The sequence below is a fragment of the Verrucomicrobiia bacterium genome, assembly GCA_036405135.1.
Taxonomy (GTDB): domain Bacteria; phylum Verrucomicrobiota; class Verrucomicrobiia; order Limisphaerales; family JAEYXS01; genus JAEYXS01.
Map to the genome: position 1 here is coordinate 82,565 of DASWYF010000049.1, position 16,044 is coordinate 98,608.

12 protein-coding genes and 1 other RNA gene are annotated in these 16,044 nt (G+C 56.4%); 9 read left to right on the forward strand and 4 right to left on the reverse strand.

The window, feature by feature from the left end:
- Positions 1-44 precede the first annotated feature (44 nt).
- Entirely contained in the window at positions 45-341 is a 297-nt protein-coding gene (locus tag VGH19_23420; protein ID HEY1174336.1) for a hypothetical protein, read from the reverse strand.
- A gap of 603 nt (positions 342-944) precedes the next feature.
- Here VGH19_23420 and VGH19_23425 point away from each other — a divergent pair.
- From VGH19_23425 to VGH19_23450, 6 genes are all read left to right on the forward strand, one after another.
- Positions 945-3,545, forward strand: a complete 2,601-nt coding sequence (locus tag VGH19_23425; protein HEY1174337.1) for a pitrilysin family protein — start codon at positions 945-947, stop codon at positions 3,543-3,545.
- 114 nt (positions 3,546-3,659) lie between these two features.
- Positions 3,660-3,756, forward strand: an RNA gene (ffs, locus tag VGH19_23430) — signal recognition particle sRNA small type.
- A 194-nt stretch (positions 3,757-3,950) separates the two neighbouring features.
- Positions 3,951-5,864, forward strand: a complete 1,914-nt coding sequence (gene dnaX, locus VGH19_23435) for a DNA polymerase III subunit gamma/tau (protein ID HEY1174338.1) — start codon at positions 3,951-3,953, stop codon at positions 5,862-5,864.
- A 21-nt stretch (positions 5,865-5,885) separates the two neighbouring features.
- On the forward strand, positions 5,886-6,197 hold the full coding sequence (locus VGH19_23440; GenBank protein HEY1174339.1) for a YbaB/EbfC family nucleoid-associated protein: 312 nt from the start codon (positions 5,886-5,888) through the stop codon (positions 6,195-6,197).
- A gap of 197 nt (positions 6,198-6,394) precedes the next feature.
- On the forward strand, positions 6,395-7,000 hold the full coding sequence (gene recR, locus VGH19_23445; GenBank protein HEY1174340.1) for a recombination mediator RecR: 606 nt from the start codon (positions 6,395-6,397) through the stop codon (positions 6,998-7,000).
- Between the two features lie 122 nt (positions 7,001-7,122).
- Positions 7,123-7,731 (forward strand): HAD family phosphatase, encoded by a 609-nt coding sequence (locus VGH19_23450; protein ID HEY1174341.1) that lies wholly within the window; start codon positions 7,123-7,125, stop codon positions 7,729-7,731.
- 41 nt (positions 7,732-7,772) lie between these two features.
- Here VGH19_23450 and VGH19_23455 read toward each other — a convergent pair whose 3' ends face one another.
- Both VGH19_23455 and VGH19_23460 read right to left on the reverse strand, forming a co-directional pair.
- Positions 7,773-8,000: a hypothetical protein gene (locus tag VGH19_23455; protein ID HEY1174342.1), complete on the reverse strand. Its 228-nt coding sequence runs from the start codon at positions 7,998-8,000 to the stop codon at positions 7,773-7,775.
- A gap of 187 nt (positions 8,001-8,187) precedes the next feature.
- Positions 8,188-8,769, reverse strand: a complete 582-nt coding sequence (locus VGH19_23460; GenBank protein HEY1174343.1) for a hypothetical protein — start codon at positions 8,767-8,769, stop codon at positions 8,188-8,190.
- Positions 8,770-9,702: 933 nt separating this feature from the next.
- Here VGH19_23460 and VGH19_23465 point away from each other — a divergent pair.
- The 3 genes from VGH19_23465 to VGH19_23475 all read left to right on the forward strand — a co-directional run bounded on the left by VGH19_23465 (position 9,703) and on the right by VGH19_23475 (position 15,256).
- On the forward strand, positions 9,703-12,438 hold the full coding sequence (locus VGH19_23465; protein ID HEY1174344.1) for a DUF1549 and DUF1553 domain-containing protein: 2,736 nt from the start codon (positions 9,703-9,705) through the stop codon (positions 12,436-12,438).
- Between the two features lie 10 nt (positions 12,439-12,448).
- Positions 12,449-13,747, forward strand: a complete 1,299-nt coding sequence (locus tag VGH19_23470; GenBank protein HEY1174345.1) for a DUF1501 domain-containing protein — start codon at positions 12,449-12,451, stop codon at positions 13,745-13,747.
- A gap of 147 nt (positions 13,748-13,894) precedes the next feature.
- Positions 13,895-15,256, forward strand: coding sequence for an MFS transporter (locus VGH19_23475; protein HEY1174346.1), 1,362 nt, complete (start codon positions 13,895-13,897; stop codon positions 15,254-15,256).
- Positions 15,257-15,312: 56 nt separating this feature from the next.
- Here VGH19_23475 and VGH19_23480 read toward each other — a convergent pair whose 3' ends face one another.
- Positions 15,313-15,993 carry a hypothetical protein gene (locus VGH19_23480; protein ID HEY1174347.1) on the reverse strand — a complete coding sequence of 227 codons (681 nt, stop codon included), beginning with the start codon at positions 15,991-15,993 and terminating at the stop codon, positions 15,313-15,315.
- Between the last annotated feature and the right edge of the window lie 51 nt (positions 15,994-16,044).

The window sequence follows — 16,044 nt, forward strand, 5'->3', positions numbered from 1 at the left end:
AGGAATGTGGAAGCCGCATCCTCGACTAAAGCCGGATGAAAGGCTTAGACTGATGAGCCAAGGTGCCTGAAACTCAAGGCCACGAGCCAAAGTACGGTTTTGATACCGATGATCATCAACAGATAAACTCCGGCTATCCGCAGGTAGAAATGGAACCGGGTTTTGGGCTTGGCTCTTTCCGAAGGTTCCCAGCGTTCACAAATATTGTAGGCGACACCAATAGCTAAAGCTGTGCCGAGCATCCGGCCAATCATGGAGGAATTGGGTGGAAAGGGGCCGAAGAGAAGCCAATAGAGCACGACGATCTGGGCCAAGACTTCCGGCCATTCGTCGGCGGGCATGGATTGGTATTTGGGCCACTTTATTTGCATAGGGCTATGGCGGCGCGCTGGTGATGGGGTTGCTCTTGATGGTTAGCAGAGCAGAGGAGCGGTGGTTTGGCAATGTAGAAGCGGGTTGCACTGGTGGGCCAGCACGGGAAAATATCTAAGGGGAGGGTGGTTAACCGCGAAACACGCCAAATACGCGAAAGGGGAAAAGGGAGTGGGATGTTGACGGAGGGAGAGACGAGAATTTCGCTCAGGGCGTGTTTTTTGAGAGGGTTTTTACCGTTGAATGCCGCTTTGGTTTAAATGCCTGATGGTGAGTTGGTTGTGTGGTTTTGGAAATTTTCGGGAAAAAGTCACATGGACAGCCAATGTCCTACCCCCTCGGGTAAAGTATGAATTATGAAGGATGAGGTATGACAGAGAAACATCGAACATCGAACATCGAGAGTTGGGAGGTTAGAGCCTCGTTCCTCGGCTTGGGAAGGGGCGGCCGAGTGAGGACACCCAGCCCTACCGTTATTCGAGTACGAAGGACGACGACGAGCACGAGCACGATGGGAAGTGGTTTGCATTCCGAGCGGTGAGGGGCAATTCTAACTTAATAATTTTGTGAGCATGATTACGACTGAAGCAGGCAAGACGAATGGGGCGGGAGCGGCGGCACCGGCAAGTATTCCAGCGATGCCGTCGGGCGTGGAGATGACGACGTTGCCGAACGGGCTGACGATCATCGTGCGTGAGGATCATAGCGCGCCGGTGGTGTCCGCCCAGGCTTGGGCGAAGACGGGGAGCATTCATGAGGGGCGCTGGATGGGGGCGGGGCTTTCGCATGTGCTTGAGCACATGTTGTTTAAGGGGACGAAGTCGCGCACGGGGAGTCGCATCGATCAGGAGGTGCAGGAGGCGGGCGGGTATATGAATGCCTACACGTCGTTTGATCGCACGGTGTATTGGATCAATGTGCCGAACACGGGTGGGAAGGTGGCGATCGATATCTTGTGCGACATCATGCAGAACGCGTCGCTACCGCCGGATGATCTGGCGAAGGAGCTGGACGTGATCCGTCGCGAGATGGATATGGGGCAGGATGATCCGGGTCGGCGGTCGGGTCGCAGGCTGTTCGAGACGGCTTACACGAAGAGTCCGTATCGGTATCCGATCATCGGGTATCTGGATATTTTCAATGAGTTGAAGCCGGAAGACATTCGCGGCTATTACCACGAGCGTTACGCGCCGAACAATGTGTTCTATGTGGTGGTGGGTGATGTGAATGCGGCGGAGGTGGTGGAGCAGATCAAAGCGGCTTGGGCGAATTCCAAGGCGCGGCCTTTGCCGGATATCGTGTTGCCGGTGGAGCCGCGGCAGATCGCGGAGCGGGTGACCACGGAAGAGGCGACGGTGGAGCTGGTGCATTCGCACATGAGCTGGCATATCCCGGACTTGCGGCATGTGGATGTGCCGTTGCTGGATGTGCTGGGCACGGTGCTGGGTGCTGGGCGGAGTTCGCGGCTCTATCGCGAGGTGCGGCAGAAGCAGGCAGTGGTGAATCATGTGGATGCGTGGACGTATAGTCCGGGCGCGCCGGGGCTCTTCGGCATGAGCATCGTGTGCGAGGGAGAGAAGCTCGAAAAAGCGCAGGCGGCGGTGCTGGAGCAGCTCGAGCTGGTGAAGGAAAAGGGCATCACGGAAGCGGAGTTCGCGAAGGCGGTGAAGCAATTCACGGCGGCGACGCTCGCGACGCGTAAGACGATGCAAGGGCAGGCGCAGGATCTCGGCGGCAGTTGGCTGGCGGCGAATGACTTGAATTTCTCGGAGCGTTATCTGGAAGCGGTGCGCAAGGCGACGCCCGCCGATCTGCAACGCGTGGCGAAGCAGTATCTGACGCCGGAGAACCGCACGGTTTACTCGCTGGTGCCGACGGGTTTCGCGCCGAAGGCGAGCAAGGCATCGACAGAAGCGCAGAAGAATGCGATTCAAAAATTCACGCTGGCGAATGGTTTGAAATTGCTGGTGAAGGAAGATCATCGCTTGCCGTTCGTGGAGTTTCGCGCGGTGTTCCAAGGCGGTGTGCTCGCGGAGACGGAGGAGAATAATGGCGTGACGCAATTGCTCGCGCGGATGCTCCTGCAAGGCACGCAGAAGCGGACTTCGGAGCAGATCGCGGAGGAGATCGAGTCCGTGGGCGGAAGCATCGATACGTATGGCGGGAACAACAGCTTCGGGCTTTCGGCGGAGACGTTGAGCAGTGATTTCGCGTTGGGGATGGAGTTGATCACGGATGTGCTGCTACACGCGGCGTTTCCGGCGGATGCGCTGGCGCGCGAACGGGAGATGCAACTGGCGGCGATCCGGTCGCGGAGGGATCAGCTCTTGCAGAGCTGCAGTTCGCTGATGCGCAAGGCGTTGTTCGGCCCGAGTGGTTACGGCTTTGACGGTACGGGCACGGAGGAGAGTGTGGCGCGATTGGATGAAGCGGTGTTGCGGAGTTTTTATCAGAAGGTGATCGCGCCATCGAATTGCGTGCTGGCGATCTATGGGGATGTGAAGGCGACGGATGTAGTCGCGGCGGTGGAGAAGTCGCTGGGTGGTTGGAAGGATGCGGTGAGTGGCGAATCGCTGGTGAAGGCGCAGCCGAAGCCGGAGGCGAACGCGTTGCGGCATGTGTTCGAGGCGCGGGACAAGAAGCAGGCGGTGGTGGTGGTGGGCTTCCCCGGCACGACGATCAAAGCGAATGACCGATATGCGATCGAGCTGCTGTCCGAGGCGTGCAGTGATCTGGGATCGCGCTTGTTCATCCGCATCCGGGATGAGTTGGGGCTCGCTTACTACGTGGGCGCGCAGAATTTTCCGGGCTTGGTGCCGGGCGGGTTCTGGTTCTATGTGGGTACGGCACCGGAGAAGGTGCAGCTCGTTGAGGAAGAATTGCTGAAGGAAGCGGCGCTCTTGGTGAAGGAAGGGTTGAGTGCCGAGGAATTGAAGCGGGCGAAGGCGAAGATCATCGGGCAGAAGAAGATCGGGCGGCAGGAGCTGGGCGGCTACGCACAGGCGACGGCGCTGGATGAGCTTTACGGGCTGGGTTTCGCGAATAACGAGACGGAAGATCAGCATTATGAGGCGGTCACGGTGGAAGAGGTGAAAGCGGTGGCGGCGAAGTATTTGCGGCCGGAAATGGCGGTGGTGGCGGTGGTGGGGCCGGAGGGGAATGCTGAGGGATGAGGTATGAATTATGAGTTATGAATGGGGATTGGGAGCGAGTGAAGGCGTAGGGGTAAGAAATGTTTTCGCAAATTGTGTCTTGATGCCGGTGGGTTCGTTCGGCTTAATCACGCGCGTCAGGGCCCATGGAATGCGGACTTACGAACCCCGCCAGGGCCGGAAGGCAGCAACGGTAGTTTGCTCTACATCTGCCGTGGTGTCCCTGATATTTTCTTCAAGGAACGCGGAAACATCGAACATCGAACGTCCAACTCTGAACATCGAGAGTCGGAGGTTAGAGCCTCGTCACCTCGGCTGCTACGGGTTGGAAGAAGTTAGTTCTGCCTCCTTACGTCGGCAGCTACGTGGGGGTTGTGAAAAACTTGGGCTCGTAAAACTTAAATCCTGAACCATACTTTTTCCGTCATGTCATATCAGGTCATAGCCCGGAAGTATCGTCCGCAGAAATTTGACGATGTGGTGGGGCAGGAGCATGTCTCGCAGACGCTCGCCAATGCCATCAAGGCGGGGCGCATCGCGCACGCGTATCTCTTCTGCGGTCCGCGCGGCACGGGCAAGACCACGATGGCGCGCATCTTCGCGAAGGCGCTGAATTGCACGGGTGGTCCGAAGGCGGATTTCGACGTGGCGGACCCGAAGTGCCAGGAGATCGCGGACGGGCGTTCGCTGGACGTGATCGAGATCGATGGTGCGAGCAATAATGGTGTGGAACAGGTGCGCGAATTGCGCGATACCTGCCGCTTTGCCCCGGCTTCGAGCAAGTTCAAGATCTACATCATCGACGAAGTACACATGCTCTCGACGGCAGCGTTCAACGCGCTGTTGAAGACGCTGGAAGAACCGCCCGCGCATGTGAAGTTTCTCTTCGCGACGACGGATCCGGAGAAGGTTTTGCCGACGATTCTTTCGCGCTGCCAACGCTTTGACCTGCGGCGCATTCCGGCGAATCTCATCGTGAAGCAGCTCGCGTTCATCGCGAAGGAAGAGGGTGTGGAGATCGATGACGGGGCGCTGTATGCGATCGCGCGCGCGGCGGATGGCGGTATGCGCGATGCGGAGTCCACGCTGGACCAGCTCATCAGCTTTTGCGGCAGCAAGATCGAGGAGGGCGATGTGCTCTCGATGTTCGGCCTCACGGCGCGGAGCCAGTTGCTGGCGCTCTCGCAAGGTGTGCTTGCGGGTGAAGTGGATGGGGCCTTGCGCGAACTGAATGCGCTGGCGAAGAGCGGTAAGGACTTGGGACGTTTGCTCAGCGACTTGCTCAGCCATATCCGTAACTTGATGATTTACCAAGTGTCCTCGGGCGATCTCTCGCTGCTCGAAGTTTCCGAGGCGGAAGCGGTGATGCTGAAGGAACAGGCGGGTCTCGTGAACGTCGAGGCGCTCAGCCGCATTCTTGAGGTGTTGACGGATGCGGAGGGGCGGTTGCGCGAGGCGGTGTCGAAGAAGATTTTGATCGAAGTGGCGTTGTTGCGGGCCATTCAGGCGCGCAATGCGGTGAGCATTGATTCGGTGTTGAAGACGTTGAATCAATTGCGTGGCAGTGGTGGTGGCGGCGGTTCCGTAGCGGCAGCATCTGCGGAAGTGGCGAAGGCGCCAGCAGCACCTGCTCCGGCAGCGGCACCGAAGCCATTTACATCTTTGCGGGAAGCGATGTCAGCGTCTCCGGCAACTACGGCAGCACCTGTGCCATTGGCTGCACCGGCACCGAAATTGGAAGTGCCGAAACCGGCCCCGATATCTGCACCAGTGGCTCCGAAGCTGGAAGCACACAAGATTGAGGCGGCTCCGGTATCTGCTCCGGCACTTTTTGAGGAAGAAAAACCTGCACCGAAGGCTGGCGCGACGACGCTGGAACTCGCGCCTTTGTGGGATCAGGTGGTGGATGCGGTCGCGCGCGTGAGTCCGTTCATCAAGTCGTATCTGTTGGAGGCGCATCCGGTGTCGTTCAATAACGGTGTGTTCATCATCGGATATGATCCGAAGTTTTCGTATCACCTGAGCCTGGTGGATAACTCGAAGAACCATGCGCTCATCCAGACGAAGTTGAAGGAACTGGGGCAGGGCGAGGCACGCGTGAAGTTCATCGAATCGGTAGAGCCGGAAGGTTGGGAACGGCGCATGGTGCCGATTCTCGGAACGCCAGAGGCGGCGAAAGCGGCTCCGGCATCTAGTGGCGGAAATGGCGCTCCGGCGGCGAAGACGGAAGAGAAGAAGAAATCCGTGGAGCCGGTGCGGATCGAAGATTTTAAGAATGATCCATTGATCAAGAAGGCCCTTGAGATTTTTAAGGGACAGATCGTGGATGTGAGGGCATAATACAGCTAACCAACTTTTACTATGTCGAGCATTGGCAAACTCATGAAGCAGGCTGCGCGCATGCAGCAGCAGATGGAACAAACCCAGGCCGCCTTGACCGCGAAGACAGTGGAGGCCGTCAGCGGTGGCGGTTCCGTGAAGGTCGTCGCGCGGTGCGATGGTACGATCGCGTCGATCAAGATCGACCCACAGGCGTGCAATCCGCAGGACACGCAGTTCCTCGAAGAACTGGTGGTGGGCGCGGTGAACACGGCGCTGAATCAGGCGAAGGAAGTCTCCAATGCGGAGATGGGCAAGATCACGCAGGGGCTGAGCTTGCCCGGGATGTTCTAAAGTACGGATGGACGAAGCAGCCGGGTTGCCGCATGGCGACAGGCTGTCTTCCTTCTCCCCTCGGAGGGGAGAAGGATTGAGGATGAGGGGTGCTCCCATAAATTGTAGGTAGTGTCAGTAATTCCCGGCACCCCTCACCCCGGCCCTCTCCCCTCCGAGGGGCGAGGGGGATCAAACGGTGAAATTTTTAAACCCTCATGGCTTCACTGCCGCCACCACTTACGGAACTCATTGCTTCGCTGAGCAAGCTGCCGGGTATCGGGCCGCGCTCAGCGGAGCGGCTGGCGTTGCATCTGGTGCAGGCGGAGGTGGATGGTGTGAAACGGCTGGCGCAGGCATTGGTGCAGGCGCGGGAACGGGTGCAGGGGTGCAAGGTGTGTGGTGCGTTGACGGAATCGCAGCCGTGCGGCATCTGTGCGGATGAGCGTCGCGATGGAGCCATCCTGTGTGTGGTGGAGCGGGCGGTGGATATTTTGCCGTTCGAGAAGTCAGGTGTGTTCAAGGGCAAGTATCATGTGCTGGGCGGGCGTATCTCGCCGCTCAATGGCGTGGGGCCGGAGGATTTGCGGATCGCGGAGCTGGAAGAGCGCGCGAGTGGCGGTCAGGTTCATGAGGTGGTGCTGGCGCTGGGCACGGATGTGGAAGGGGATGCGACGGGGAATTATCTCTCCAAGCGGCTGGCGGCGAAGGGTGTGAAGGTGTCGCGACTGGCGCAGGGATTGCCGGTGGGGAGCGGGTTGGAATTTGCGGATGAGTTGACTCTTAGCCGCGCCATGGAAGGGAGACGGACGGTGGAAAATTAGTTTCAAGTTTTCAGTGTTCAGTTTTCAGTGGTGAAAAGTTTCAGGTCTCAGGTCTAATGTTTCAGGTCGGCGATTCGGACGCTGAGGTGGGAATCGAGGACGATTAAGAAATGGGAAACACGATGAAGCCAACGGTGGTTGTTTTTGATTTGGGGAAGGTGCTGCTGGATTTTGATTATGGGATCATGACGCGGCAGTTGGAACCGTTGTGTCGCATCAAGGGCAAGGAGCTGAAGCTGGTGATTGATCAATCGCCTTTGCTGCATCGCTATGAGACGGGGTTGATCACGACGCCGGAGTTGTTCGGTGAGTTCGTGAGCACGACGGGATATTCAGGAAGCTTGGCGCAGTTCAAAGAGGCGTTTGCGGATATTTTCTCGGAGATTCCGGCGATGGTGGAGTTGCACGCGCAGTTGCATCAGCGCGGTGTGTCCACGTTCATCTTTTCCAATACGAACGAACTGGCTGTGGGACATGTACAGAGGAAGTTCCCATTCTTCGCGAAGTTCACGGGTTACGTTTACTCGCATGAAGTGAAGGCGATGAAACCGGCACCGAAGATATACGAGGCGGTGGAGGCGATGTCAGGCAAGCGCGGGGCGGAGATACTCTATATCGATGACCGGTTGGAGAATGTGGAGGCGGGGAAGGCGCGGGGGTGGCATACGGTGTTTCATCAGGATCCGAGTGAGACGAGGATGGTGGTGGAGGGGCATGGGCTTGTGAAATGACCAATGACGAAATGAGGGGGTAAGTTTCAAGTTTTCAGTGTTCAGTTTTCAGTGGGAAAATGTTGAAGTGAGTTTTTCCAAGTTTGTTCACATTGGGTGCAGACGTAGATGCGGGCTTTCTTTTCGCCGTGCAGGTTGATGCTCGTGGCGGGGAGGCAATCGCCGGGGTGAGGGTATTGGGTCGTGCGACGTTTCCATTCGCCTTGTTCTGCTTCAGCTTTGCTCATGGGGATCATGCCGTAGGCGATCGGCACGGTGCGTTTGGTCATGGCGACTTGATGGACTTCGCAGGTGGTGGATTCGGTCTGGGTGTAGTCAGGGGTGGTGTGGCAAGCGGCTAGGAGGAGGAGTGGGAGAAGGTAAAAGATGCGGTGCATGAGGGTTGGACGGAGGAACAAGTAATTGTGCTCCAGTGAAATAATCAACCATACCTCATATTGAATGAGGTGTTTCGGATCAAGGAGCCGATGTTTCCCATAAGTAAGGACGTGATGTGGGTTTAGATTCTGGTGCGGCAGCAGTCACTGGAACGATTTGCGATTTCACCTGATATGGATAGGAGCTGCCGGTCAGAAATCCGGCCAAGCTGACTTTTACGGAGGGGTGATTTGTAACGGTGTAGGTGCGTATCGGGAAAATTGTGAAAGGTAACAGAAAGTGCAGTTCATTGGTGGAGCGTCCAGTGGCGAGCGGATAGGGCTTTCCTAGATGGTAGGGAGAACGATAGTCGAAAATTAAGCGGGTTTTGTTTGTATCGTTTTCATCGTGCAGCAACTGCCCATGTGCATCATAGATGACCGGGCGTAAATGATCGAAAGGGGAATCGAAGCTGGTGGTCACGAAGAGGGTTTGACCGGTTTGGTTATCCAATATGGCTGTGCAGGTGAGACGGTAATAGCTGTCCTCATGTTGAAGCGTGGCTTCGGTCAGTGAGAGCGTGACGTTTTTAGCGGGTGATGGAGGTGATGTGCAACCGATGAAGAGGAATAGGCTCAATACGCACGAAAATTTGAGGAGCTGGGCAGTGCCTGTTTTCATGGTCGAATCCTTTGTGATGGAAGGTATGCCTTGAGGTCGAGAAGGGCAATGATGGGGTTGCGGTACAGAAGTGATTCTCGCCGGACCGGAGGTCGGCGCTCCGGGAGGTCATCCGCCCCTGCCGGGGCGGTGGTTGCTAAATATCGTTTACTAGTTCCCTTTGGTCACTAGTGGCTGCTGGTCCCTCTCGGGGCCAGTAAGGGAAGCTGGGTGGGTTTGTGTGAGGCTGGGGCGTCATTACCAGTGGGTTGATGGGCTTTAAGGCTCTGGCGACCTTTCAGGCCGCGTTCATTCTGCGGCTTTAATCCCAAGGCAGACCACCCGTGGTCTGCCTTGGGCTGGATTCTTTTGGCCCTTTGGGCCAAGGCTGGAGGAGTGCTCGGTGAGAGTTCATGAGGATGCTGGGTTGGGGGAAATCGTGTCGCCGGGCTAATTGTCGAGATATGCTACGGCGGACGCACTAATACTGCCGGCTGGAATCCGGCAGCACGGGGCGGTGGGCTTCGTCGAGGGGTGGGAAGTTGATTAGGTTAAATTTTTCGGAGTTGGCAGAAAGCGTTATTTGCCGGAAAAATTTTCATATCAAGGTGGTGATTTAACGCCTAACTAATTGATGGTTAGTTGTTTGTGATTTTTTGAAATATTTTCGCAAAATGGAGGCATGGACAGCCAATGTCCTACCCCCTCCTTTATGATGGGTGCCATGAAAATTGAGTGGGTAAGGGAGATGTGGGTGGGCGGCGGGAAGGCTGATGGAAGAATATTTTTCCGTAACCTTACGGAGGTGGTAGGGCGTCTATCTGGTGAACATATCCCTTGCGTGTTCAGAGCGGCTGAGGTGTGCTTTGAAGTTCAGCCGACTCTTTGTGCAGGGACCGATGTGTTTACCGCTCGCGGCGGATGAATGCCGGGAGTGATTTGAGACAAGATTTTATGACGAGCAAGGCCAGCAAACTTTGGGCGCGGATCTGGGTGGCGATCGCCACGCTTTCTCTCATCGCTCCGATGGGGGTGGGCGCCGCGGAGAAGAAGTTGCCGACGGCGCTGGAGCGCTGGATCACCATGGAGAAGGCGGAGTCGCCGAGTTTTCGTCGTCACGTGGTGCCGCTCATGAGCCGGTCGGGTTGCAGTGGTCGCGAGTGTCACGGTTCTTTCGCTGGTCAGGGTGGATTTCAGCTTTCCCTGTTCGGATATGATTTCGAGAAGGATCACAAGGAGATCACGAGTGACAAGGAAGACGGTATCCGCATCGAGAAAGAGAACCCGGCGCAGAGTCTCGTACTCCTGAAGGCGACGAATGAGGAGAAGCACAAGGGCAAGGAGCGCATCAAGAAAGGTTCTTGGGAGTATAACTTGTTGCTTAAGTGGATCAGCGAGGGTGCGAAGATCGATGTAGCGGAGACGGGTGAGTTTGATCGTCTCGAAATTTTCCCGAAGGAGATCGTTTTCAAGAAGACCGGTGAAGCAGTGCAGCTCAAGGTGCTCGCGCATTGGAAAGACGGCACGGTGGAGGATGTGACGCAGATCACGCGCTTCCGCACGAATGATGACACGGTCTCGAATATTTCCGATACGGGTGAAGTGAAGTGCACGGGACCCGGTGATACGCATGTGGTGGCGTTCTACGATAACGGCGTGTTGCCCATCCCGGTGATGCTGCCGGTCAGCGATAAGGTGGGGCCGAAATATCCGCAAGTGGCCACACGCACTAAGGTGGATGAACTGGTGGTGAACAAGCTGCGCAAGGTGGGCATCGTGCCTTCCGATGTGGCAGGTGATACGGAGTTCCTGCGTCGCGTAAGTCTGGATGTCACAGGCACGTTGCCGACGCCGACGGAGATCCGCGAGTTCGTGGCGGACAAATCATCCGACAAACGCGCGAAGAAGATCGATGAATTGCTGAATCGACCGGGCTATGCCGCGTGGTGGGCGACGCAGATGAATGATTGGACGGGGAATAATCCAGCCCAACTGCGTGGCGCGGGCGAGAAGGAGTATAGCAACGAATTATCACGCATGTGGTATGACTGGATCCTTGCGCGGGTGCAGAAGAATGAGCCTTACGATAAGTTGGTGGCGGGCATCGTCCTCGCCACGGGGCGCACAAGCCCGGATCAGTCTTATGTGGATTACGCGAAGGAGATGTCCTCTTACTTGAAGAAGGAGAACCCGGCGGATATCGCGGATCGCCCGAACATGCCGTTCTTCTGGTTGCGCCAGAATGTGCGCAAGCCGCAGGAAAAGGCGCTGGCCTTCTCTCACAGCTTCCTCGGTGTGCGAATCGAGTGCGCAGAGTGCCATAAGCATCCGTTCGATCAGTGGACGAAGGCGGATTTCGAGCAGTTCCAGGCGTTCTTCGAGCCGATCAAATACGGCGGCAACAACAAGAAAGAGGAGATCACTCTGCGCACGATGGCGGACCAGATGCGTGCCAGTGTGGGCGAAGTGGATAAAAGAGAGCAGAAGAAGCTGATGGAAGCGGCTTTCGAGAAGCTTGTGCGTGCCGGTGAACCGGCGCCGTGGCAGGAGCTTTTCGTGAGCCAGACCACTGCGCGCAAGTTGAGCGATAAGGACATCGCTCGTATCAAAGCGAAGAACCCGAACTACAACAGCCGCGTGGCCACGCCGAAGATTCTGGGTGGTGATGAAGTTTCTCTGAGCGATTATCCCGATCCGCGTGCGCCGCTGATGGAGTGGATGCGTGATCCGAACAATGCGTATTTCGCACGGGCATTTGTGAATCGTGTGTGGGCGAATTATTTCGGACGCGGCATCGTAGAACCAGCGGATGACATGAATCTGGCGAATCCGCCGGTGAACAAGGAGTTGATGGATTATCTGGCGATGGAGTTCGCCGCGAAGGGGTACGACATGAAGTGGCTGCATCGCGAAATCTTGAACAGCGATACGTATCAACGCTCGTGGAAACCGAACGATACGAACAAACTGGATGAAAAGAATTTCAGCCACATGATCCTACGCCGCCTGCCCGCCGAGGTGGCGATGGATGCGATTACGATGGCTACGGCATCGGCGAAGGATCAATCGACCTTTGCGGGTGAGATCGAGAAACGTGCGATCGGACCTGCCTCCAGCCTGGGGAATAAGAAAGGTTTGAGCAGCTATTCGCTGACAACGTTCGGCAAACCAGCACGGTTGACGAACTGCGACTGCGAACGCACAGCGGATCCCACCCTCTTGCAAACGCTCTTCACGCGGAATGATCCAGAAATGCTGGTGAAGTTGGAAAGCCCTTCCAAGGATGGCGCATGGATCAGTGAGCTGCGCAATGCAGGCAATACCGGTGAAGCGAAGAAGGCGAATGATGAACTGCGCAAGATGCGTGCGACGCGAGAGAATTTGAAGAAGCGTCGCGCGATGCATATGGAGAAGGGCACTGCTACGGAGGTGCAGCTCAAGCAAGTGGATGCACAGATCGCGGCGGCAGATGTGAAGGAAAAGCAATTGAGCGAAGCGGTGAAGCCGGTGGCACTCAATCATGATGAAGTCATCACGGAGATTTATCTCCGCACGGTGAGCCGCTTCCCGACCGCAGAAGAGGTGAAGTTGGCGAAGGAAGATCTGGCGAAGGCGAAAGATCCGGTGGATGGCGTGCGCGACGTCCTCTGGGCAATGCTGAATGCGCGTGAATTTTTGGTGAACCACTAAACGTAACCTTATGGCAAACGACACTTATTGTGATGGCGTCAGTCGGCGCGATTTCCTGCGCGTGGGTGCACTCGCAGGCATTGGCCTGAGCTTGCCGAACTTTCTGCAGCTTCAGGCGCAAGGTGGCGTCGCTGCGGCGAAGGGCAAGGCGGCGATCTATGTGCGCCTCTCCGGTGGACCGAGCCACATGGATACGTTTGATCTGAAACCGAACGCGCCTGATACGCATCGCGGCGAGTTCAAGGAGATCGCTACGAATGTGCCGGGTGTGCGCATCAGCGAGCACTTGCCGAAGCTGGCGCAGTGCGCGGATAAGTTTGCGATCTTGCGCGGTGTGAGCCACACACTCGCGGCGCATGAGTTGGGCAGCTCCTACATGATGACGGGCAATCGGCCTATCGCCTCGCTGCGCTATCCAAGCTATGGCGCGGTGGTGGCGAAGGAACTGAGCGCGCCGGAATATCTCCCGCCGTTCGTGGCGATTCCGAGCCAGGGCAATTACGCGACGGGCTTCATGGGGCCGGAATATGGGCCGTTCGAGACGGGTTCTGCGCCGGTCGCAGGGCGTGCTCTGGAAGTGCGCGGTCTGGCCTTGCGCAATGGTGTGACGCTCGAAGATGTGGATCGCCGTCAGAATTTGGTGAAGCGTTATGATACGGCCTTCGGCGAATTCGCTAAGGAAGACAAATTGCTCGCAGGCATGGATCAGTTCGGCCAGAAGGCTTACGACATGATGCGCTCGGACAAGTCACGCGAGGCGTTTGATCTGCGCAAGGAGAAGGAAAGCATCACGGGGCTGTTCGGCACGGATTCATTCTCGCAGAGCTGCTTGCTGGCGACACGCCTCGTGGAATCCGGCGTGCGTTTCGTGACGGTCACGCTCGGTGGCTGGGATACGCATGACCAGAACTTCGCGAAGCTGAAGGACAAGAATTTGCCGACGCTCGATGCCGGGTTGTCAGGATTGTTCCAGACGCTCGCGGCGAAAGGATTGCTGGAATCCACCTCGGTATTCGTGACGGGTGAGTTCGGTCGCACGCCGAAGATCAATCAGCGCGGCGGTCGTGATCATTATCCGCGCGCGATGTTCTGCCTATTGGCTGGTGGTGGCATTCAAGGCGGCCAAGTCATCGGCGAATCCGATGCGAAAGGTGAAGGCCCGAAGGACAAGGCCATCACACCGGATGATGTGGCGGCTACATACTATCACTCGCTGGGCATCAATCCGACGAAGGAATACCACACACCGAGCGGTCGTCCGGTGATGATCGTGCGCAACGGCAAGGTGATGAACGAATTGTTCGCGTAAGCGATAAAAAGAATTCGAACGAACCCGGCGTGATGAAAACCACGCCGGGTTTCGTGTTTTTGGATTAGAAATCTCCCTCGACACCGGCCGCAGGTTTTCCACACTGACTTCACCGGATACGCCCGCAACGCGCTCCGGTGTTTACCTGTGGAACGCAACGAGAGCAATCCATCCACCCCGGCCTTCCCGCCGGGTATCGGGAACATCTTTTCCTTTGCGGCCTTCAATGCGCTGTCGTTCCAGATCGTCCTCGCCAGCCCGATGATCCTGTATGCGAAGACACTGGATGCGAGTGCCACTGTGCTCGGTATCATTGCTGGCATGATGCCGTTGTTGGTGATCTTTCAAATTCCAGCAGCGAAGCATGTGGCGAGCGTAGGGTATAAGAAATTCGTGCTCGGCGGCTGGTCCATTCGCGTCGTGTTCATCTTCTTGATGGCGTTGGTGCCATTGACGGAAATTTTTCTCAGCAAAGAATCGCGCCTCTCGTTGATGTTGTTCCTGCTGTTCTTCTTCAATCTCTCACGTGGCATCTCCAGTTGCGGTTGGTTGCCATGGATCACGGCACTGATCCCGGCAGAGATACGCGGCAAGTATCTCGCTCGCGAAGCCAGCATGGTGAACATAGCCAGCTTCATCACCATGATCATCGCGGCTGCTACCCTAGGCGCGAATCCGAAAGCGTGGCAGTTTTCTGCCATCATCGCTTTTAGTGCCATCATGGGTGCCATCAGCCTGATTTTCTTGAAGCGCATTCCCGAAGTGCCAGCGCCGCCGCAGATCAGTGGCTCAAATAATCCGGTGCCGTGGAAAGAAATTTCCAATTACCCACCGTTCAAGAAGCTGCTGCGTATGACGGTCGTCTGGTCCTTTGCCTATGGCGGCATGGGCACGTTTCCGATTGCTTACTTGAAAGTCATGGAAGGTATTCCAGAAGGCAAAATTCTCTTCATGACCGCAGCGATGTTCATCGGCGGCTTGAGCAGCCTTTGGTTGCTTGGTGCGCGATTAGATCGTTTGGGCAGCAAACCTGCGTTGGCTCTCGGGCATCTTCTCTTCCTGCTCATCCTGACGGGTTGGTTCTTGTTGGCCACCAAGCTGCTCGCCTTCTCCATTCCGATCGTGTTGTTCCTGATGTTCCTCACTGGCATGAGTGCTTCCATCATCGGCATGGCCACGACACGCCTCGCTATGGCAGTGGTGCCAGAGATGGGCCGCTCACATTTCTTCGCGCTCTATTCTGTGGCTGGTAGCCTCTCACTAGGCATCGCTCCTGTGGTTTGGGGCGTGTTCATCGATGCGCTGCAAAGTTCCGAAGCACTTTGGTATGGCTTGGATATGAACCGTTACACCTGGTTTTTCATAGCTGTTTTTGTGACGTTCCTGTTCTCTTTGAACCGCTGTCACAAGCTGGAAGAACCCGCCGCGAGCAGCATGGAAGTCTTGCTAAAAGACATTTTAAGCCAGACCCCGCTCCGAATCTGGTTTCGCTTCTGGCAGCGCTTTTAAAAAGACAGCACCGGAAGTGTGTGAGGGCACTCCCGGCGCTTCACCTCTCCTGGCGTTCAAACGGCCTCAGCGGGTTTGCTGAAAAGTTTCTTCAACATGTAATGCGTAGGCGTGTAGATCAGTGCAAGCAAGGTGATCATCCACACAAACAGATAAATCTTCGCGGGCAACCACGTCTGCGGTTGCGCATCGTCAAAGCCGAACACGTAATTCACATTCACTGGAATCTTCGGGTCCGGCAATTGTGCGCCCGCAGGTGGCAACAGGTAATAACCGACGAGACACAGCACCCACGCGATGATGGTCCAGTTTAGAAAGGCACGACGGTCGTAACCCAGCTTTGCCACCAGATAGAGCAACAAAAATGGCAGCCATCCGTGAAAGAGAGAAAGCCCCCGCAGGAAGAGTGAACGATTCTCATCGAACATATACGCCGTCATTCCAGTCGACTTTACTCCAGTGAGTTGCACCAGAAAGTCGATCACCCACAATGCCTGTGGAATGAGGATGCCCACCGCGGGCATGGAGATGAGCAGCCTGTTCTCCGTCCAGATGCCAATGAGCGTGAGGAAGAGCGCCACATCACAGAAGTAGAGGAAGTTCGTGGGCCCATAATGGTGCCAATACACGGTAATCAGCACCGCCATGAAAAGCGTGTAGGCGGTCTTCAGCCATAGCGGAATCCGTGCGGCAGATGAGTTAGGCTTGCCCTCCGGTTCTCGATGATATGTTTGCATGGTTAGGTCTTGGATTTCGACGCAAACAACTACCGGCAAACACTCAAAGAG